The organism is Paraburkholderia sp. IMGN_8 (genome assembly GCF_038050405.1).
In the GTDB taxonomy this organism is placed as follows: Bacteria; Pseudomonadota; Gammaproteobacteria; order Burkholderiales; family Burkholderiaceae; genus Paraburkholderia.
This window is the reverse complement of the sequence record NZ_CP150900.1, coordinates 1165718-1187208: the sequence shown is the minus strand read 5'-3', so window position 1 is coordinate 1187208 and position 21491 is coordinate 1165718. Positions and strand designations below refer to the sequence as shown.

Sequence of the window (21491 nt, the reverse complement as noted above, 5' to 3'; positions counted from 1 at the left end):
ACCGCTGTTTACTCGTCCGTGTAGACCACGCGATACGGGATGCCAACCTTCTCCCACTCCGCAGCCTCCTGAATCAGGCTGTAATCCGTGAGCGGATTGTTCGCAACCCATTCGTTCGGCAAGCGCACTTCGTAGCCGCCGTTCGCCTGAGCGACCGCAATGCCGGGCAAACCGACATCGGCACGCCGGCGGCACAGCAACGCCGCGAGCCTCAAGCAGAACAACAGCGGCCATTCCACTTCGCGCGTTTGCGACAGCTTGCCGAGCTTACCCGCGTGGCCGAGCACCAGCGCGGCGAGCCGCGCCTGATCGGTGCGCGAAAAACCCGGCATGTCCGCATTGCTCGCGATATAGGCCGAATGCTTGTGATACGCGCTGTGCGAAATCGACAAACCGATTTCATGCAAAGCGGCGGCCCAACCGAGGAACATCCGGTTTTCCACGCGACGCTCGTCATCCGGCTCCGAGAACTGATCGTAGAAACTCACCGCCAGATCGCCGATACGTCCCGCCTGCGCCCGATCGACGCCATAGCGCCGCATGAAGCCGCCGGCGGTCACCGTACGCATGTCTTCGTGCTGCGCGCGGCCCAGCAGGTCGTACAGCACGCCCAGACGCAACGCGCCGTCCGTTGTATCGACGTAATCGACGCCGAGTTCATCGAACACCGCCAGCATGATCGACAGACCGCCCGCCAGCACCGGAATCCGATCGGCTTTCAACGCGACAAGCTTCAGGCGATTGACGTTCTCCGCCTTGATCAACGCGCGCTTGAGCCGTTCGAGCCCGCCGCGCGATATGCCGTGCGTGATGCCCGGATCGTTGAAGCCGTTCGCCTCGACCAGTTCGGCCAGCGCGCGCGCAGTGCCCGACGAGCCGATCGCCTGCTCCCAGCCGGTTTTTTTGTACTCGGCGGAAATGATCTGGATTTCGCGGCTCGCGGCGAGTTCGGCCTGGCGCATCGTGTATTCGTCGACATTGCCCGCCGGAAAGAACGCGCGGCTATGGCTCACGCAGCCGATATACAGGCTTTCCATCTTGATCGGCGTGTAGTGCGAACCGATGATGAATTCCGTCGAGCCGCCGCCGATATCGACCACCAGCCGCTTGCCCGAGCTCGCGGGCACCGAGTGTGCGGCGCCGGCATAGATCAGACGCGCTTCCTCCCGGCCGGCGATCACTTCAATTGGGAAGCCAAGCGCGGCTTGCGCCTCGCCGAGAAACTCGTTGGCGTTCTTGGCGATGCGTAGCGTGTTGGTGGCGACCGCGCGAACATGATCGGGATGAAAATCGCGCAGCCGTTCACCGAAGCGCTTCAGCGCATCCCAGCCGCGCACTTGCGACGCGCGATCGAGCATCTTGTCGCGCGACAGGCCGGCGGCAAGGCGCACCGGTTCGCGCAACGCGTCGACCTGATAAATCTGGCTGCCAGCGTCGGTTTCCTCGACCCGGCCCACGATCAGCCGGAAGCTGTTGGAGCCGAGATCGACGGCAGCAAGGAGTTGTGGAGTATTGACCATCGATTGAGCGGACTCCATACGCGCGAGCGCGGCAGCCGAGGATGCAGAAGACGCCGTATGCGTCTTGTAGCCGGCCGCGCTGTTCAAAGACGCCATTTTAAGCGTACCGGACCTCACGTTGTCACCTCGCAGTGTTGGGTGTGCGCCATGGTCCCATATACACTGCGTCATATTGACGACACGTGAAGAATACAGCGTAGAATTTGAGACATCGAGAATGTCATAACTACGTAATCATACTGTGAGAATTTCCGAGCGACTTTCCGCCTCTCTTCCCGACACTCCATTCTCGCTGCCGATGTCCATCCGCTACCCCTTATTGAATCGCGAGCTGGGCATTCTGGGTTTCAACGAGCGTGTGTTGGCACAAGCTGCCGACCCCGCCGTCCCTTTGCTCGAACGCCTGCGCTTCATCTGCATCACCAGTAGCAACCTCGACGAATTCTTCGAAGTCCGGATGGCCGGATTGCAGGAACAGATGCGCGACAATCCGGGTGGGCTGTCGCCCGACGGCATGTCGCTGCAGCACGTGTACGACCTCGTGGTCGAACGCGCGCAGAGGCTCGTTCATCGTCAGTACACGATGCTGCACGACACCGTGTTCACCGCGCTCGAAGCAGAAGGCATCTACTTTCACGGCACCGAAGCGTGGAACGAAGCGCAGACCGAATGGGCGCGCAACTACTTCTTCGACGAACTGCTGCCGGTGCTCACGCCGATCGGACTCGACCCGGCGCATCCCTTCCCGCGCGTGCTCAACAAGAGCCTGAACTTCGTCGTCGAACTGGAAGGCAAGGATGCCTTCGGCCGCCAGGCGATGATGGGCATCGTCCAGGCGCCGCGAGCGTTGCCGCGCCTCGTGCGGATGCCGCAGGAGCTGTCGGGCTATCCGCATGGCTTCGTGCTGCTCAGCTCGCTATTGCAACGCTTTGTGGGCGAACTGTTTCCGAATCTGGTGGTGCGTAGCTGCAATCAGTTTCGCATCACACGCAATAGCGAACTATTCGTCGACGAAGACGAAATCACCAATCTGCGTGTCGCGTTGCAGGGCGAATTGCCGGCGCGGCACCTGGGCAATGCGGTGCGGCTGGAAGTGTCGGCGGAAACGCCCACGCACGTCGTGCGGCGTCTGCTCGACGAAAGCAGTCTGTCGGACAAGGATTGTTACTACGCCAACGGCCCCGTCAATCTGGTACGGCTGATGCAATTGCCGGAGATGGTGGACCGGCCCGACCTGAAGTTCGTGCCGCACATCCCCGCCATACCGCCGCGGATCGCCAACAGCGCCAGTCTGTTCGACGTGATCGATCAGGAAGACGTGCTGCTGCATCATCCGTACGAGAGCTTTCAGCCTGTGCTCGAACTGCTGTTGCAGGCGGCCAAAGATCCGAACGTGGTGGCAATCAAGCAGACGATCTATCGTACCGGCACCGATTCGCCGCTCATGGACGCGCTGATGCAAGCCGCCCGCAACGGCAAGGAAGTCACGGTGGTGGTCGAACTGCTCGCGCGCTTCGACGAAGAAACCAACATCAACTGGGCGTCGCAACTCGAAGCGGTGGGTGCGCACGTCGTCTACGGCGTGGTGGGCCATAAGTGCCACGCGAAGATGATGCTGATCGTGCGGCGCGTATCGGTGGGCGGCAAGACGTCGCTCAAGCGTTATGTTCACCTCGGCACCGGCAACTATCACCCGCGCACCGCACGGCTTTACACCGACTTCGCCGTGCTGACCGCCGATCAGAAAATCTGCGAAGACGTCCATCACGTATTCCAGCAACTGACTGGCATTGGCGGCGAATTGCGGCTGCACGAGTTGTGGCAATCGCCGTTCACGCTGCACCCGAAACTGGTCGAAGCGATCCGCGCGGAAGCCGAGCATGCGCGCGCCGGCAAGAAAGCGCGCATCGTCGCGAAGATGAATGCGCTGCTCGAGCCGACCGTGATCGGCGAGTTGTACGAAGCGTCGAAGGCGGGCGTGAAGATCGATCTGATCGTGCGCGGCGTGTGTTCGTTGCAGCCCGGCGTGCCTGGCCTGTCGGAGAACATTACGGTACGCTCGATTGTCGGGCGCTTTCTGGAACATCATCGCATCTTCTACTTCTACGACGGCGGCAAGGAACAGGTGTATCTGTCCAGCGCCGACTGGATGGACCGCAACTTCTACCGTCGCGTCGAAGTGGCGTTCCCGGTCAACAACCGTCGTTTGAAACGGCGCGTGATTGCTGAAGGCTTGTCGGCGTTTCTCGGCGACAACCAGTCCGCGTGGCTGATGCAAAGCGACGGCCATTATCGCCGGCGGCGGCCCGGCAAGTCGTCGCGCAATGCGCAAATGAGTTTGCTGACCAAATTCTGTTCGTGAGCGAATCAGCAAGCGAACCAGGCCCGTAAAAAAGCCCGCCTTGTTTCCAGGCGGGCTTTTTTTTGCCGGTCAACGTCGTCAAACCGGCGCCGGGTGCCTGCGTGCCGTGCGATACACCGGGAAGCGCACGGCGAACGTGCTGCCACGCCCCTCTTCACTCTTCACCTCGAGCAGTGCATCGTGCCGTTGCAGCACATGCTTGACGATCGCGAGCCCGAGACCCGTACCGCCGGTATCGCGCGAACGGCTACGGTCGACGCGATAGAAGCGCTCAGTCAGCCGTGGAATGTCCGCAGCCGGAATCCCCAGGCCGCTATCGGTGACCGAAAACACCGCACTGCCGCCGCTCGCTTGCCAGCTCACCTGAATCGCGCCGCCATCCGGTGTGTAGCGGATTGCGTTGATCACGAGGTTGCCCAACGCGCTGAGAATTTCTGTTTCGACGCCGGTGACCGTGAGCCCTTCGTCGGTGTCGAACACAATCTTGTGATGGTCGCTCGACAGACTCTCCGCGTCCTCCTGCAGATGCCGCAACACCGCGCGCATATCGATCATCTGATCGCTTGGCGGCTTGTTGTCGCCTTCCAGTTTGGCCAGCACCAGCAGATCGTTGACGATGTGACGCATGCGCGACGCCTGCTGCTCCATCAGTTCGAGGTAGCGCGAGCGTTCGGCTTCGCTCAACGGCAACTCGCGCATCGTCTCCAGAAAGCCCGATAGCACGGTGAGCGGCGTCTTCAGTTCATGCGAGACGTTGGCGACGAAGTCACGGCGCATCGCGTCCGTACGCTCCAGTTCCGTGATGTCTTGCGAGAGCACCAGCTTGCGATTCTCGCCGTACGGAAACACCTGCACCGACAGGACGTTCTGGCGCTTGTCGCCCATCCCGCGCATGATCAGCATTTCTTCGTACCGGTGCGAATTCAGATAGCGGACGAAGTCGGGCTGGCGCACCAGATGGGTGATGTGCTGGCGCAGATCGCGTTTCGCGTCGAGTCCGAAATGGACTTCGGAGATCGCGTTGCACCACTCGATCTGGTCGTGATCGTCGAGCATCGCGACACCGTTCGGCGACGCCTGGATCGCCTGGATGAAACGCGAGTGCTGCTGCTCGACCTGCCGCACCTGTGCATGCCAGCGCTTCGCGAGCTTATGCAGACGGTAATAGATTTCGCCCCAGATGCCGGGAGCGCTCGGCACTTCGCCATAGACCGGCGCGTCGAGCAGGCGCCATAAGCGCTGCTTGTGAAAGGTGCTGAAGATGCTCTGCGCGAGCAGCAAAACGATCGCGAGGGCCAGTCCTGCCTTGACGTTCACCAGTGCGCCGACCACCGCGCACAGAACAGCCAGCAGCACGACCGACACGAGGGAGCGCGCCCAGATGATGTTCATGTTCTAGCGATCGAAGAGAAAACCGTACGCGCCGTGATCCGGGACCGCGACGCCTATTCGTCACGTGCGTGACTTAGGTGGTGTAAGCGCCATTACCTGCGCCTTCAACGCTTTCGGCGCCACCGAAGAAGTTAAGCGCTCTTCGCGAGCCGGTAACCGCTGCCGCGCACCGTCTCAATCATAGCATCGCACCCGGCCGGCTTGAGCGCCGCGCGCAGACGCTTGATGTGCACGTCCACCGTGCGTTCTTCGACGAACACATGATCGCCCCACACCTGATCGAGCAGTTGCGTACGGCTGTGCACACGCTCCGGATGGGTCATGAAAAAGTGCAGCAGACGGAACTCGGTCGGGCCGAGATCGAGCTTGATCTCGCTGCCTTCGGCATGCGCGGCCACCCGGTGCGTCGCCGGATCGAGTTTCAGACCGTTGATCGCAACGACGTCTTCGGTCAACTGCGGCGCGCGGCGGCGCAACACCGCCTTGATGCGCGCCATCAGCTCCTTCGGCGAGAACGGCTTGGTGACGTAGTCGTCGGCGCCGATTTCGAGGCCAAGCACCTTGTCCTGCTCGTCGCCACGCGCGGTCAGCATGATGATCGGAATGTGCTTGGTGCGTTCGTTGTTACGCAGATCGCGTGCGAACGCGATGCCAGACTTACCCGGCAACATCCAGTCGAGCAGGACGAGGTCGGGCAACACATCGCTGATCAGGTTCTGCGCCTGCTCCGCGTTGTACGCGCGAATCGGGCAGTGTCCGGCGTGTTGAAGATTGACCGAAATCAGTTCGGAAATGGCGGGCTCATCTTCAATGACGAGAATGCTGCTGGGCATCGGCACCTCTTTGACCTTTATGCTGAGTTAACTGAGGGCTTCGCGCTCGAGCGCGTCGCGCGACTTGTGGCGCACGTCCGTGCCCTTGACGATGTAGATGATGAATTCAGCGATGTTCTTCGCGTGGTCGCCGATCCGCTCGATCGCCTTGGCGATGAACAGGAAGTCGAGGCCCACCGAAATCGAGCGCGGATCTTCAGTCATGTACGAAATCAGCTTGCGCACGAACGCGCGGAATTCCTCGTCGATCGCCTTGTCGTCGCGTACGATCTGCGCGGCGGCCACCGTATCGAGACGGGCGAACGCGTCGAGTGCGCGACGCAGAATCGACACGGCCATTTCGCCCGACAACTTGATCTCGGCGATATTGATGGTGCGCGACGCGCCGTCTTCCATCAAACGCTTGGTGCGCTTGGCGATCTTTTCGGCTTCATCGCCGGCGCGCTCGAGATTCGTGATGGTCTTCGAAATCGCGATCAGGAGGCGCAGGTCACGCGCGGCCGGCTGGCGGCGCGCGATGATGTTGCTGCACTCTTCGTCGATTTCGACTTCCATCGTGTTCAGGCGTTCTTCGGCTGCGATCACCTGTTCGGCGACATCGAGGTCGAAGTTGTTGAGCGCGATCATCGCGTTGACGATCTGCGATTCGACGAGACCGCCCATTTCGAGGACCTTCGACGAAACGAGATTCAGGTCGGCATCGAACTGGCTGGACAGGTGTTTATCGGACATGTCGTACTCCGGTATTTTTGCTCGTCGGCTTAGCCGAAGCGGCCGGTGATGTAATCCTCGGTTTCCTTGCGGACCGGCTTGATGAAAATCTTTTCGGTGTCGCCGAATTCGATCAATTCGCCGAGGTACATATAGGCAGTGTAGTCCGAACAGCGCGCCGCCTGCTGCATGTTATGGGTCACGATCACCACCGTGTAATCGCTCTTCAATTCGGCGATCAGTTCTTCGATTCGACCCGTCGAGATCGGGTCGAGTGCGGAGCACGGTTCGTCGAGCAACAGCACTTCAGGACGGATCGCGATGCCGCGTGCGATACACAGGCGCTGCTGCTGGCCGCCCGACAATCCGTAGCCGCTCTGGCCCAGCTTGTCCTTCACTTCGTTCCACAGCGCGGCCTTGGTCAACGCCCATTCAACGCGGTCGTCCATTTCCGAGCGCGGCAGCGTTTCGAACATCTTCACGCCGAACGCGATGTTGTCGTAAATCGACATCGGGAACGGGGTCGGTTTCTGGAACACCATGCCGATCCGCGCGCGCAGCAGCGAAATATCGCGCTTGGAGGTCAGCAGGTTTTCGCCGTCCATCAGGATCTCGCCTTCGGCGCGTTGCTCCGGATAGAGCGCGTACATCTTGTTGAAGGTGCGCAGCAGCGTGGACTTGCCGCAGCCCGACGGGCCGATGAACGCGGTCACCTTGCCTTCGGGAATGTGCAGATTGATGTTTTTCAGCGCGTGATACTTGCCGTAGAAGAAATTGAGGTCGTTGACCTCGATCTTCGGACGCGACGGCGTTTGCGCCTGGCCGCTTTGGGCGGGATCGAAACCGGCGGGCGCGGTGGGGCGCCCCATCGGATTGAGTTGAGTTTCTGCCATATTCATCGGATTACACTCCGCCCTTACTTATTCGAAAAGATCGTGCGCGCGAGGATGTTCAGTCCCAGCACCGCGAGCGTGATCAGGAAAACGCCGGCCCACGCGAGCGATTGCCATTGCGCAAACGGGCTCATCGCGAACTTGTAGATCGTGACCGGCAGGTTCGCGACCGGCTGGCCCATGTCGAACGAGAAAAACTGGTTCGACAGCGCCGTGAAGAGCAGCGGCGCCGTTTCGCCGGCAATCCGTGCGACGCCGAGCAGCACGCCAGTGACGACGCCGGCAGTCGACGCCTTCAGCGTGATCGACAGCACCATCTTCCACTTCGGCGTGCCGATCGCGAAAGCGGCTTCACGCAGCGCATTCGGCACCAGCTTCAGCATGTTCTCGGTGGTGCGGATCACGATCGGAATCTGCAACAGCGCAAGCGCGAACACGCCTGCCCAGCCGCTAAAGTGACCCATCTTCGCGACGACCAGAGCGTAGACAAAGAGGCCCACGACAATCGACGGCGCCGACAACAGAATGTCGTTGATAAACCGCGTGACGCTCGCGAGCCAGCCCTTCTGACCGTACTCAGCCAGATACACGCCGGCGAGGATGCCGATCGGCGTGCCGACGAAAGTCGCGAGTCCGACCAGCATCAGGCTGCCGATAATCGCGTTGGCGAGACCACCGCCATCGGTGTTCGGCGGCGGCGTCGATTGCGTGAACAACTCCACCGACAAGCCGCCGATACCCAGACGCAGCGTCGTATAGAGAATCCACACGAGCCACACCAGGCCGAACGCCATCGCCCCGAGCGACAGTGTCAGCGCAACGGCGTTCTTCATGCGACGGCGGCCTTGCAGACGCACGCGCATCGCTTCGAGTGCGGCGGCGTCGTTCGAACCCGGCATTTTCAAAGTGGGCTGACTCATTTCGCGCCCTCCCCTTTTTCGAGGCGAAGCAGCATGACCTTCGAGATCGCCAGCACAACGAACGTAATCACAAACAGAATCAGGCCAAGTTCCATCAACGCCGACGTATGCAAGCCCGGATCCGCTTCGGCGAATTCGTTGGCGAGCGCCGAGGTAATGCTATTGCCCGGCGAAAACAGCGACACGTTGTCGAGCAGATTGGTGTTGCCGATCACGAAGGTGACGGCCATCGTTTCACCAAGCGCGCGGCCGAGGCCGAGCATCACGCCGCCGATCACACCGCTCTTCGTGAAGGGCAATACGATCTTCCACATCACTTCCCAGGTCGTGCAACCGATGCCATACGCCGATTCTTTCAGCAGCACCGGCGTGACTTCGAACACGTCGCGCATCACCGAGGCGATGTACGGAATGATCATGATCGCGAGAATCACACCCGCGCAGAGGATGCCGATACCGATCGGCGCGCCCTGAAACAACGCACCGACGAAGGGAATGCCGCCGAGGACCGCGCCGAGCGGCTTTTCGAACCACGTCGCGAAGATCGGCGCGAACACCAGCAGGCCCCACATGCCGTAAACGATCGACGGAATCGCGGCGAGCAGCTCGATCGCGATACCGAGCGGCCGGCGCAGCCACGCGGGTGAGAGTTCGGTGAGGAAGAGCGCGATGCCGAAGCTGACCGGCACCGCGATGATGAGTGCAATGATCGAAGTGGCGATCGTGCCGTAGATCGGCACCAGTGCGCCGAATTGCTTGCTGGGTGGATCCCAGTCGGCGGTCCACAGGAAACTGAGACCGAATTGCTTGATCGACGGCATGGACGCGAAGATCAGCGAGACGATGATGCCGCCGAGCAGCAGCAGTGTAACGATGGCAGCGAGGCGCGCGAGGCCGCCAAAAATAATGTCGCCGGCGCGGCTGGGCGCTTTTTGCTGCGCCGAGCTACCGGGAGGTGTCGACCTGGTCGCGCCAGACGCTAAATGGATGTCGGACATGAGAGCCTGATGGACCTGTTTCCAGTTGCCGTATGACATGTGTCGTGCGGCCGGTAATGCCGATGGCCGTCCTCACATGAGGACGGCCAACGTGTTACGTGATGCTTAAAGCCAGGCTTACTCGGCGAGCGCCTTGCCCGAAGCGTCCTTCACCTTCGACTTCCATTGCGTACGGATTTCCGACACAACCGAATCCGGCAGCGAGATGTAGTCCAGATCGTTTGCAGCTTGCGTGCCGTTCTTGAATGCCCAGTCGAAGAACTTCAGCGTTTCGGCGCCTTGCGGAGCCTTTTCTTGCGTCGTGTGCAGCAGCACGAACGTTGCGCCGACGATCGGCCATGCGTTCTTGCCCGGTTCGTTCGTCAGAATCTGGTAGAACGACTTCGACCAGTCCGCGCCCGCTGCCGCTGCCTTGAACGTTTCCGTCTTCGGCTCGACTACCGTGCCCGTCGAATTCTTCAGCGCCACGTACGTCATGTGGTTCTGCTTCGCGTACGCCCATTCCACGTAGCCGATTGCGCCCGGCAGACGTTGCACGAAGGCTGCGACGCCGTCGTTGCCCTTGCCGCCCGTACCCGTCGGCCAGTTGACCGTCGAACCTTCACCAACCTTCGACTTCCAGTCTGCGTTGACCTTCGACAGGTAGTTCGTCCAGATGAAGCTGGTACCCGAACCATCGGCGCGGCGAACCACAGCGATGTCGGTATCCGGCAGCTTGACCTTCGGGTTCAACGCAACGATCGCCGGATCGTTCCACTTCTTGATCTTGCCCAGATAGATGTCGCCCAGCACTTCGCCCGACAGCGTCAGTTCAGCCGGCTTCACGCCCGGCACGTTGACGACCGGCACCACGCCGCCGACCACCGTCGGGAACTGGAACAGGCCTTCCTTGGCGAGCTCCTCGTCCTTCATCGGAGCGTCCGAACCGGCGAAGTCGACCGTCTTGGCGACGATCTGCTTGATACCGCCCGACGAACCGATACCCTGGTAGTTAACCTTACCGCCGCCGGATTTCTGATAGGCGTCGGCCCACTTCGTGTAGATCGGTGCTGCGAAGGTGCTGCCCGCGCCGGTGATGTCTGCGGCTTGCGCTGCGATCGCGAAAAGCGCGCCAGCGACGCCAGCGAACACGGTTTGCATCAATTTCATGAGACCTCCAAGGGTGTGAGCGGTGTGAGCAAGTAACACGAACACCGCGAAGCTTAGGGTCTCTTTGTGACAGTAACGTGACTAACCGTGAAACGTATGTGACAGTCTGATTACTACGCTGAAAGGCGTTTCGGCGGTTGAATCTGGACTTTTACGACGCTACTGCCGTAGCTATAGAGATTAGGCGAAAAAGATGGGGCGCGAACGTTTGCGTATAGCGAGCGGCATGTGGCGTGTGATTTTCGGGCTTGCCGGGCACCGGCGAAGGACGAGCGGGTTGTCGTCCCTTACCGACGCTACCTGATGGAAGTGTTCGCTTAAGCCGTAGCCAGCTTCACGGCGTTGGCGATCACTTCGGCATGGTGGACCGCGTCGTTGACGTGTTCCGCCTCGACCATCACACGCAGCACCGGCTCAGTGCCCGATGCACGGATCAGCACGCGGCCGCGACCATTCAGCGCACCCTCGGCGTGACTGATCGCGCGACGGATCGCGTCGCTACCCTTCCAGTCCGCGCCCGGCTGTATCCGGACGTTGATCAGCTTCTGCGGGAACAGCGTGACGCCGTCGAGCAATTCGGCGAGCTTTTTGTCGCTGCGCTTCATCGCCGCCAGCACGAGCAGCGCCGACACGATACCGTCACCGGTCGAATGGCGGTCAAGGGAGAGAATATGGCCGGAGCCTTCTGCACCCAGCTGCCAGCCGTGCTCGCGCAACTGCTCGAGCACGTAGCGGTCGCCCACTGCCGCGCGGACGAACTTCACGCCGGCTTCCTGCAACGCGACTTCGACCGCCATATTGGTCATCAAGGTGCCGACCGCGCCTTCCACCTTGCCGTCGGTCATGATCCGGTCCTTCACCAGCACGTACAGCAGCTCGTCGCCGTTATACAGACGGCCGGCCGCGTCCACGACTTGCAAGCGGTCGGCGTCGCCGTCGAGTGCGATGCCGAGGTCCGCGTGGTTCGCCCGCACGGCGCGCACCAGCGCGTCCGGTGCGGTCGCGCCGACACCGTCGTTGATATTGAAGCCATTCGGCGCGACGCCGATCGGGATCACCTCGGCGCCGAGTTCATGGAACACGTGCGGCGCGATGTCATACGCGGCGCCGTGTGCGCAATCGACGACCAGCTTCAGGCCGCGCAGGTCAAACGCAGCCGGAAAGGTGCTCTTGCAAAACTCGATGTAGCGGCCAGCTGCGTCATCCAGCCGCCGGGCCTTGCCGAGCTGCTCGGAGGCCGCGCACGCGAGCGGCAGATCGAGTTGCTCTTCGATCTGCAATTCCACCTCATCCGGCAACTTGTTGCCGTCGGCGGAAAAGAACTTGATGCCGTTGTCGTAGTACGGGTTGTGCGACGCGCTGATCACCACGCCCGCGGCGAGCCGCAGCGCGCGCGTCAGATAGGCGATGCCCGGCGTCGGCATCGGGCCGGCCAGCATCACGTCGACACCGGCGGCGGAAAATCCCGATTCGAGCGCGGCTTCGAGCATATAACCCGAGACGCGGGTGTCTTTGCCGATCAGCACCGTGGGTCGCGCGCCCGTCCTGGCCCAGCGGTCCGCGCCCGCGAGCACCTTGCCGGCCGCATAGCCGAGCCGCAATACAAATTCCGGCGTGATGGGCCCTTCGCCGACCTTGCCCCGAATCCCGTCCGTTCCGAAATAACGACGTGCCATCTTTTATGTTCCTCCTTGGCTTTTGGGCTCAGCCACGCGCGCGGCTGCGATTCGCCGCGTCGCGCATGGCTGCCCATACTTTCAATGCATCTATTGTTTGCGCGACATCATGCACGCGCAGGATTGCGGCGCCGCGTTCGGCAGCGCACACCGCTGCGGCTATGCTGCCCGCGACACGCTCAGGCGCCGGACGCCCGACCACCGCGCCGACCATCGACTTGCGCGACATACCTGCAAGGATCGGGAACGGCGGTTCCGCACGCGGCGCTGTGTCCGGCAGATGCGCGAGCATCGCGTAATTATGTTCGACCACCGCCTTGCCGAAGCCAAAACCCGGATCGACGCTGATCCGCGCACGGGCGACGCCCGCTTGCATCAGCGTCGCTACGCGCTCTTCGAGAAAGCTGCGGACCTCGGCGACCACATCGCCATAGGCTGGCTCGCCGAGCTGCATGGTCTGCGGCTCACCGAGCATATGCATCACGCACAGACCGCATTGACTGTCGCGCACGGCGTCGATCGCGCCGGGCATCCGGAAGCCCCAGATGTCGTTGATCAGATCGGCACCCGCTGCCAGTGCGTGACGCATGACTTCCGGCTTGTACGTATCGACCGACAGCGGCATATTCGCGCCGCGCAGTTGCTCGACCAGCGGGATGACCCGCTCCAGTTCTTCGTCGAGCGGCACCGGCGGCGCTCCGGGGCGGGTCGACTCGCCACCGATGTCGATGATGTCCGCGCCATCGAGTAGCATGCGCTCGGCCTGGCGCAGCGCGTCGCCGCGCATTGCGTACTTGCCACCGTCGGAGAAGGAATCGGGCGTGACGTTCAGGATGCCCATCACCAGGGGGCGCTCAAAGGTCAGTTTGAAGCGGCCGCACTGCAGCGGCTCGGGAATGGGAAGAGAAGGGAATTCGACTTTCGACACGTAGCGGTCATTCATATAAAACGGATAAATGCAAAACGGGCCGGTGTGAATCACACCGGCCCGCACTTTCCTCTTGTCGCCTATCAGGCCGGCGCGGTCGCGCTGCCCGGCTTGACCTCGGTGCCCGGGCTGCCGCCCGACGATGCGTCGCTTGCCGACGGCGTCGAGCTCTTCGGCGAGCGCGGCGGACGGCCTGCCATGATGTCGTTGATCTGATCGGCGTCGATCGTTTCCCACTCCATCAGCGCGGCGGTCATGGCTTCGACCTTGTCGCGGTTCTCGTCCAGCAAGCGCTTCGCGAGAGTGTACTGTTCATCCAGCACGCGGCGGATTTCCGCATCGACCTTCTGCTGCGTCGCTTCCGAAATGGTCCGCGTGAAGCCGCGGCCAAACGGCGTAGCGTCGTTTTCGTCGTCGACGTAGACCATCGGTCCGAGCGCGTCCGTCATACCGAAGCGAGCCACCATGGCGCGGGCCGTAGCCGTTGCCTTGTTGAAGTCGTCCGATGCGCCGGTGCTGATCAGGTTCAGGAACAGCTCTTCCGCGACACGGCCACCGAACAGGATCGCCAGGCGATCCAGCAGGTAGTCTTTCGAATACGTTTCGTTGTCATGCTCCGGCAACTGCCACGTGACGCCCAGCGCACGGCCACGCGGAATGATCGTGACCTTGTGCACCGGATCGGCCTTCGGCAACAGCTTGGCGATCACGGCGTGACCCGACTCGTGATACGCGGTGGCACGCTTCGATTCTTCGCGGATCACGGCCGACTTGCGCTCCGGGCCCATGAAGATCTTGTCTTTCGCGTCTTCGAAATCGACCATTTCGACGATGCGCTTGCCGCGGCGAGCCGCGAACAGCGCTGCTTCGTTCACGAGGTTCGCCAGATCGGCGCCCGAGAAGCCCGGCGTGCCGCGTGCGATGACCGCAGCGTCCACGTCGTTCGAAATCGGCACCTTGCGCAAGTGAACCTTCATGATGTGCTCGCGGCCGCGGATGTCCGGCAGACCGACATACACCTGACGGTCGAAACGGCCCGGACGCAGCAGCGCCTTGTCGAGCACGTCCGAACGGTTCGTTGCAGCGATCACGATCACACCCGAGTTCGCCTCGAAGCCGTCCATCTCGACCAGCATCTGATTCAAGGTCTGTTCGCGTTCGTCGTTACCGCCGCCCATGCCGGCGCCGCGATGACGGCCGACCGCGTCGATTTCGTCGATGAACACGATACACGGCGCATGCTTCTTCGCCTGTTCGAACATGTCGCGCACACGAGCCGCGCCGACACCGACGAACATTTCGACGAAGTCCGAACCCGAGATGCTGAAGAACGGCACCTTCGCTTCGCCGGCAATGGCACGAGCCAGCAGCGTCTTACCGGTTCCCGGCGGGCCGACCAGCAGCACGCCGCGGGGAATACGGCCACCCAGCTTCTGGAACTTCTGCGGATCGCGCAGGAAGTCGACCAGTTCGGAAACTTCTTCCTTGGCTTCGTCGCAACCGGCGACGTCGGTGAAATTGATTGCGTTGTTGTTTTCGTCGATCAGACGTGCACGGGATTTACCGAACGAGAACGCACCGCCTTTCCCGCCCCCCTGCATCTGTCGCATCATGTAGAACCAGAAACCGATGATCAGGATCGTCGGCCCGAGGTAGTACAGCGCGGACACCAGCGCATTCGGTTCGTCATCAGCCTTGCCGCTCACCTGAACGCCATACTTCATCAGATCGCCGACCATCCAGATGTCGCCCGGCGACACGATCTGGTACTTCTGGCCGTCTGCTGGAGTGACCGTGAGGTTCCGCCCCTGAACGATGACAGTCTTGACTTTGCCGTTCTTTGCGTCGTCCATGAACTGCGAATAGGAAACGCCTTCCTGGACACGGGGCTTGTCGAACTGCTTGAACACCGTAAACAGCACCAGTGCGATAACCAGCCACACTGCTGCCTTCGAAAACATATTGTTGTTCAAAGCACCACTCCTTCACTTAGACGGGCGCCTACATTTGCCTTGCGGCACCACGAAAGCATTCTAATCCAGTCCGCAGACCCCTGCCATAAGGTTTCACTACCACAGAAATAGCGTAGTGGGCAGTCGTAGCGCCGTTTTCCGGCGCCACCGGGCCTTTATCGGCTCATGCGGAACTCTATGCTGCTGCGCCCCTTTTTATGCAGGCCGCTTCAGATGCTTACCCAAAATAAACGTTTCTGACGATTTGTCCCGCGACGCTTTCGGCTTGCGGGCCGCCACCACCTTGAACTGATGCTTGAACTTTTCGACAATCTGGCTGTAACCGCTGCCGTGAAAACATTTGACTAAAAGGGCACCATCCGGCTTCAGGTGATTCTGCGAGAATTCCAGCGCGAGATCGCATAGATGCTCGATTCGCGCGGCATCCGCCACCGCCACTCCCGACAGGTTGGGCGCCATATCCGAAATTACAAGATCAACCTGACGCTCTCCGACTAATTCTTCGAGTTGGGCGAGAACAGTATCTTCGCGGAAGTCGCCCTGGATGAAGTGGACGTCGGCGATCGGCTCCATCGGCAGGATGTCCAGCGCGATGATTGTGCCGTCGATGCCGCCCTCGCGTTCCGCGTCGCGCTGCGAGCCCTTGGCCAGTTTGTTGCGGACGTACTGGCTCCAGCTGCCCGGCACCGAGCCGAGGTCGACGATCACCTGGCCTGGCCGGATCAGCTTGTCCTGCTCATCGATTTCCTTGAGCTTGTAGGCTGCGCGGGCGCGATAGCCCTCCCGCTGCGCCATTTTTACGTACGGGTCGTTGATGTGATCGTGCAACCACGCCGTGTTGAACTTGTTTTTTGCCATTAAACGTTGAACTCTTGCTGCGTTATGTTGCGCTTTAGGGGATAATACGCGGTTAATTCGCGCGGGCACCGCCAAAACTGGCGGTCATCCGCGATTCTGTTGTTCTGACGCGCCGCCCTGCGCAATTGGCCGAATCCATCGGAAATGCAGGTGCCGCCATTTTAGTCGAGTCTCCCACTTTCCATGCCAGCCCTTAAAGTCTCTTCCGATCAACGCGCCGAATTGCGCTCCCAGGCACATGCGCTCAAACCGGTCGTGCTCGTCGGCGCCGAAGGGTTGACCGACGCTGTGCTCGCCGAAATCAAGGTCCACCTTGGCGCTCATCAGCTGATCAAAATCCGCGTGTTCGGCGACGAACGCGAAGAGCGCATCGCCATCTACGAACAAATCTGCGACAAGCTGAACGCCGCGCCAATTCAGCATATCGGCAAGCTGCTGGTGATCTGGAAGCCGGAAGCATCGCAACCGGCCGTGAAAACCAGGCGCGGCGCCCTGCCGAGCGCCCGCGAAGCAGCTGTCGACGCCAAACCGGGTAAAGGCCGCGCGCCTCGCGTGGTGACGGTCGTGAAGCCCAGCGAGATCCCGATGCGTAAGCCGAAGGCGAAAGCTGTCGTGGTGCGCGGCAATGAACGCGTGACCCAAGGCGGCAACATCAAGCGGGCCAAGAAACGCCAGACCAGCGCGAAGCGCTCGTATCAGTCGTCGAAGTAAGCGAATGATGATGGTGTGGGCGAGGTCCCGCACCTTGGCGTGTGCTGCCTGGGCAAATCCCTTAAGTAAGGTAAGCCGGAGCCGCACTCCACTCAGCCGGCTGCTTTCCCCGCAGTACCACGAGCACCCTGCTCCGCCGCCGTTAAGCCGACGCTTGCCGGCAGCTTCCACACCAGCGCCACGCCCAGCAGGCTTTCGATCAGATAGAACAGACTCGACACACCATGCAGGATGCCGAAGCGCGCCGCATAAGCCGAATGCCCGACATCGCTGCCCGCTTCGAGCGCGGCAACGCGCATGGCATTCATGAACGGCTGCAACGCGAAGTAACCGACCAGCACGCACACCAGCATTCCGGCGATCAGCCAGCGCAAACGGCGATAGGCATCGCTCCCGCGGCGAATCAGCACATTGGCCAACCCCAGCAGCAAGATGCCGCACACCGCGCCCAGCACGCCTTCGATGCGAAACAGTTGCGCCGCGACTGCGCCCGCCGTCATCCGGTCGAGCGATGTGAACAGTACGGGCGCGACGGCATAGCCGATAGTCAACAGACTACCGACCCAGACCACCGTCAACAGACGGAACAGTCGATGCGGCATCAAGGACACCGGAGCCGCCTTCAAACGTAGCTAACCGCGATGATTTCGTATTCGCGCACGCCGCCCGGTGCCTGCACCGATGCAACGTCGCCTTCCGACTTGCCGATCAAGGCGCGCGCGATCGGCGAGCTGATCGAGATCAGGCCGTGGTCGATGTCCGCTTCGTCGTCGCCGACGATCTGGTATTTGACCTTTGCACCCGAATCGAGGTCTTCGAGGTCGAGCGTCGCGCCGAACACCACGCGGCCGTCCGCGTCCACCTTGGACGGGTCGATGACCTGCGCACCCGCCAGCTTCGATTCGATTTCGGCAATACGGCCCTCGATGAAGCCTTGCTTTTCCTTCGCAGCGTCGTATTCCGCGTTTTCCGACAGATCGCCCTGGGCACGCGCTTCCGCGATCGAATTGATCACCGAGGGACGCTCAACCGATTTAAGGCGCTGCAGTTCATCGCGCAACATTTCCGCGCCGCGCTTCGTCAATGGAACAGTGCTCATAAACAACTCTATGCAAAAAACATCCGTAAAAAAAATCACCGCGGTTAAGTGCATTTCGCGAGGGCCGGAGCACCGGGGAAAACCCGGGCCCAAAGCACCTGCGAAACGCCGCTTAACCGCGGCACTTACATCCTGGACAGGTATTCGAGCCTTAGTTTAGGCGAGCGTGAAGACCTTGTAAATCATAGACTTCCAGGTCCTTCAAATAGCGCAAACCTTCCACTGCGGCCCGTGCGCCGGACATCGTCGTGTAGTACGTGACCTTGTTCGCCTGCGCGCTCATGCGAATCGAACGCGAATCGGCGATCGCGGCACGGGTTTCGTCGACCGTCGTGAAGACCAGCGCAATCTCGCCGTTCTTGATCATGTCGACGATGTGCGGACGACCGTCCTTCACCTTGTTGACGACCTTGACCGGCACGCCCGCCGCTTCGATCGCGGCAGCCGTACCCTTGGTCGCGACGATCGGATAACCGAGCTCGTGCAACATGTGCGCGACTTCGACGGCCTTCGGCTTGTCGGCGTCCATCACGGTCAACAGCACCGTGCCCGACTCCGGCAGACGCGAACCTGCAGCAAGCTGCGATTTAAACAGCGCTTCGCCGAAAGTCTCGCCCACGCCCATCACTTCGCCGGTCGAACGCATTTCCGGTCCGAGCACCGGATCGACTGCCGGGAACTTGACGAACGGGAACACCGCTTCCTTCACGCTGAAGTACGGCGGATCGATTTCCTTGGTCACGCCCTGCGCGGCGAGCTTCTGGCCGACCATCGCACGTGCTGCGATCTTCGCGAGCGGCAGGCTGGTCGCCTTTGACACGTACGGCACCGTACGCGATGCACGCGGGTTCACTTCGAGCACGTAGATCACGTCCTCTTTCGAACCGTCCGGCTGCGGCACTTGCTGGATCGCGAATTGCACGTTCATCAGGCCGATCACGTTCAATGCCTTCGCCATTGCACCGGTCTGGCGCTTCAGCTCGGCAACGGTTTCCTTCGACAGCGAGTACGGCGGCAGCGAGCAAGCGGAGTCGCCTGAGTGCACACCCGCCTGTTCGATGTGCTCCATCACGCCGCCGATGAAGACGGCTTCGCCATCGGAGATGCAATCCACGTCGCATTCGATCGCGTCGTTCAGGAAGCGGTCGAGCAGCACCGGCGAATCGTTCGACACCTTCACGGCCTCGCGCATATAGCGCTCGAGGTCGCGCGGCTCGTGGACAATTTCCATCGCGCGGCCGCCGAGCACATACGACGGACGCACCACCAGCGGATAGCCGATTTCGTCGGCAAGCTTCAGCGCTTCGTCTTCGGCGCGCGCGGTGCGGTTCGGCGGCTGACGCAGACCGAGGTCCTGCAGCAGCTTCTGGAAACGCTCGCGGTCTTCTGCGGCGTCGATCATGTCCGGCGACGTACCGATGATCGGCACACCGTTCGCTTCGAGATCGAGCGCGAGCTTCAGCGGCGTTTGACCGCCATACTGAACGATCACGCCAACCGGCTTTTCCTTGTCGACGATTTCGAGCACGTCTTCGAGCGTCAGCGATTCGAAGTACAAACGATCGGATGTGTCGTAGTCGGTCGAAACGGTTTCAGGGTTGCAGTTGACCATGATCGTTTCGTAGCCGTCTTCGCGCATCGCAAGCGCAGCGTGCACGCAGCAGTAGTCGAACTCGATACCCTGGCCGATCCGGTTCGGACCGCCGCCCAGCACCATGATCTTCTTGTTGCTGGTCGGGTTCGCTTCGCACTCGTCTTCGTACGTGGAGTACATGTACGCGGTTTTCGTTGCGAACTCCGCGGCGCAGGTGTCGACGCGCTTGTACACCGGGCGCACGTTCAACTCGATACGACGTTGACGCACTTCCGCCGGCTTCGCGCCGAGCAGTTTGGCGAGGCGGCGATCCGAGAAACCGCTTTGCTTCAGGTAACGCAGTTCGTCATAGGAGAGGCTTGCCAGCGTGCGGCCTTGCAGCGCCTTTTCCTTCAGGATGATCTGTTCGATCTGCGCGAGGAACCACGGATCGATCGCAGTCTCTTCGAAGATTTCCTGCGCCGTCATGCCGACACGGAACGCGTCGCCGACATACCAGATGCGATCCGGACCGGCTTCGCCGATCTCGCGGATGATCTCGTCGCGGTTATCGGTCTTTTCATCCAGACCGTCGACGCCGACTTCCAGACCGCGCAGCGCCTTCTGGAACGACTCCTGAAAGGTGCGGCCAATTGCCATCACTTCGCCGACCGACTTCATCTGCGTGGTCAGACGCGAATCGGCTTCGCGGAATTTTTCGAACGCGAAACGCGGGATCTTCGTGACGACGTAGTCGATCGTCGGTTCGAACGAGGCCGGAGTCTGGCCGCCGGTGATTTCGTTCTTCAGCTCGTCGAGCGTGTAGCCGACGGCGAGCTTCGCCGCGACCTTGGCGATCGGGAAGCCGGTGGCCTTCGACGCCAGCGCCGACGAACGCGACACACGCGGATTCATTTCGATCACGATCATCCGGCCGTCTTTCGGATTGATCGAGAACTGCACGTTCGACCCGCCGGTATCGACGCCGATCTCGCGCAGCACCGCGAGCGACGCGTTACGCAGGATCTGATATTCCTTATCGGTGAGCGTTTGCGCCGGCGCGACGGTGATCGAGTCGCCGGTGTGGATGCCCATCGGGTCCAGGTTTTCGATCGAGCAGACGATGATGCAGTTGTCCTTCTTATCGCGGACCACTTCCATCTCGTACTCTTTCCAGCCGAGCAGCGATTCTTCGATCAGCAATTCGCGCGTGGGCGACAGATCGAGACCGCGCTTGCAGATCTCTTCGAATTCGTCGCGGTTGTAGGCGATGCCACCACCCGAGCCGCCCAGCGTGAACGACGGACGGATCACGACCGGATAACCGCCGCTGCCGGTTTCCCCGGCAATACGCGCCTGCACCTGCAGCGCTTCTTCCATCGAATGCGCGGTGCCCGACTTGGCCGAACCGAGGCCGATCCTGGTCATCGCGTCCTTGAACTTCTGGCGATCTTCCGCCTTGTCGATCGCTTCCGGCGACGCGCCGATCAGCTCGACCTTGTACTTGTCCAGCACGCCGTGCGCGTGGAGATCCAGCGCGCAGTTCAGCGCGGTCTGGCCGCCCATCGTCGGCAGGATCGCGTCCGGGCGCTCCTTGGCGATGATGCGCTCAACCACTTCCCACGTGATCGGCTCGATGTAGGTCACGTCGGCCGTGTTCGGGTCGGTCATGATCGTCGCCGGATTGCTGTTGACGAGAATGACCTTGTAGCCTTCCTCACGTAGCGCCTTGCATGCCTGCGCGCCCGAGTAATCGAACTCACACGCCTGGCCGATGATGATCGGACCCGCGCCGATGATGAGGATGCTCTTGATGTCTGTCCGCTTGGGCATAACGCTCTCGCTAATGTATTCCTGAATTCTTTCCGTCGGCGCGCGTCATTTCTACGTTGCGC

17 protein-coding genes are annotated in these 21491 nt (G+C 61.2%); 2 read left to right on the top strand and 15 right to left on the bottom strand.

The features are described 5' to 3' along the window. Positions 1-8 precede the first annotated feature (8 nt). On the bottom strand, positions 9-1616 hold the full coding sequence (gene ppx, locus WN982_RS05720; RefSeq protein ID WP_341314786.1) for an exopolyphosphatase: 1608 nt from the start codon (positions 1614-1616) through the stop codon (positions 9-11). 202 nt (positions 1617-1818) lie between these two features. Here ppx and ppk1 point away from each other — a divergent pair, with 202 nt between their 5' ends. Next, entirely contained in the window at positions 1819-3882 is a 2064-nt protein-coding gene (gene ppk1, locus WN982_RS05715) for a polyphosphate kinase 1 (RefSeq protein ID WP_341314785.1), read from the top strand. A gap of 78 nt (positions 3883-3960) precedes the next feature. Here the strand turns inward: ppk1 and phoR are convergent, their stop codons facing one another. From phoR to WN982_RS05660, 11 genes are all read right to left on the bottom strand, one after another. After that, positions 3961-5274, bottom strand: a complete 1314-nt coding sequence (gene phoR, locus WN982_RS05710) for a phosphate regulon sensor histidine kinase PhoR (protein WP_341314784.1) — start codon at positions 5272-5274, stop codon at positions 3961-3963. Positions 5275-5405: 131 nt separating this feature from the next. Continuing rightward, complete coding sequence (gene phoB, locus WN982_RS05705; protein WP_006051991.1) at positions 5406-6107, bottom strand: phosphate regulon transcriptional regulator PhoB; 702 nt, start codon at positions 6105-6107, stop codon at positions 5406-5408. A 27-nt stretch (positions 6108-6134) separates the two neighbouring features. Continuing rightward, positions 6135-6839 (bottom strand): phosphate signaling complex protein PhoU, encoded by a 705-nt coding sequence (phoU, locus tag WN982_RS05700; RefSeq protein ID WP_028199154.1) that lies wholly within the window; start codon positions 6837-6839, stop codon positions 6135-6137. A 29-nt stretch (positions 6840-6868) separates the two neighbouring features. Beyond that, positions 6869-7717, bottom strand: a complete 849-nt coding sequence (gene pstB / locus WN982_RS05695; protein ID WP_341314783.1) for a phosphate ABC transporter ATP-binding protein PstB — start codon at positions 7715-7717, stop codon at positions 6869-6871. Between the two features lie 17 nt (positions 7718-7734). Then, positions 7735-8631 (bottom strand): phosphate ABC transporter permease PstA, encoded by an 897-nt coding sequence (gene pstA, locus WN982_RS05690; RefSeq protein ID WP_341314782.1) that lies wholly within the window; start codon positions 8629-8631, stop codon positions 7735-7737. Beyond that, the gene (gene pstC / locus WN982_RS05685) at positions 8628-9629 is read right to left on the bottom strand and encodes a phosphate ABC transporter permease PstC (protein ID WP_341314781.1); all 1002 of its coding nucleotides are present in this window, start codon (positions 9627-9629) and stop codon (positions 8628-8630) included. Before pstC ends, pstA begins: the two co-directional genes overlap by 4 nt. Before the next feature lie 117 nt (positions 9630-9746). Then, complete coding sequence (gene pstS, locus WN982_RS05680; protein ID WP_341314780.1) at positions 9747-10778, bottom strand: phosphate ABC transporter substrate-binding protein PstS; 1032 nt, start codon at positions 10776-10778, stop codon at positions 9747-9749. A 317-nt stretch (positions 10779-11095) separates the two neighbouring features. After that, complete coding sequence (gene glmM, locus WN982_RS05675; protein ID WP_341314779.1) at positions 11096-12454, bottom strand: phosphoglucosamine mutase; 1359 nt, start codon at positions 12452-12454, stop codon at positions 11096-11098. A 28-nt stretch (positions 12455-12482) separates the two neighbouring features. Continuing rightward, the gene (gene folP / locus WN982_RS05670; protein WP_341314778.1) at positions 12483-13397 is read right to left on the bottom strand and encodes a dihydropteroate synthase; all 915 of its coding nucleotides are present in this window, start codon (positions 13395-13397) and stop codon (positions 12483-12485) included. Positions 13398-13465: 68 nt separating this feature from the next. After that, positions 13466-15355, bottom strand: a complete 1890-nt coding sequence (ftsH, locus tag WN982_RS05665; protein WP_341314777.1) for an ATP-dependent zinc metalloprotease FtsH — start codon at positions 15353-15355, stop codon at positions 13466-13468. A gap of 195 nt (positions 15356-15550) precedes the next feature. Beyond that, positions 15551-16213 carry an RlmE family RNA methyltransferase gene (locus tag WN982_RS05660; protein ID WP_341314776.1) on the bottom strand — a complete coding sequence of 221 codons (663 nt, stop codon included), beginning with the start codon at positions 16211-16213 and terminating at the stop codon, positions 15551-15553. Positions 16214-16396: 183 nt separating this feature from the next. Between WN982_RS05660 and WN982_RS05655 the strand changes: the two genes are divergently transcribed. After that, a complete protein-coding gene (locus tag WN982_RS05655; RefSeq protein ID WP_341314775.1) occupies positions 16397-16924 on the top strand; it encodes a YhbY family RNA-binding protein in 528 nt (175 codons plus the stop codon). Between the two features lie 92 nt (positions 16925-17016). Here the strand turns inward: WN982_RS05655 and WN982_RS05650 are convergent, their stop codons facing one another. From WN982_RS05650 to carB, 3 genes are all read right to left on the bottom strand, one after another. Beyond that, complete coding sequence (locus WN982_RS05650; protein WP_341314774.1) at positions 17017-17526, bottom strand: DUF4149 domain-containing protein; 510 nt, start codon at positions 17524-17526, stop codon at positions 17017-17019. A gap of 20 nt (positions 17527-17546) precedes the next feature. After that, a complete protein-coding gene (greA, locus tag WN982_RS05645) occupies positions 17547-18023 on the bottom strand; it encodes a transcription elongation factor GreA (protein WP_341314773.1) in 477 nt (158 codons plus the stop codon). A gap of 151 nt (positions 18024-18174) precedes the next feature. After that, entirely contained in the window at positions 18175-21429 is a 3255-nt protein-coding gene (carB, locus tag WN982_RS05640) for a carbamoyl-phosphate synthase large subunit (RefSeq protein ID WP_341314772.1), read from the bottom strand. Positions 21430-21491: the final 62 nt, after the last annotated feature.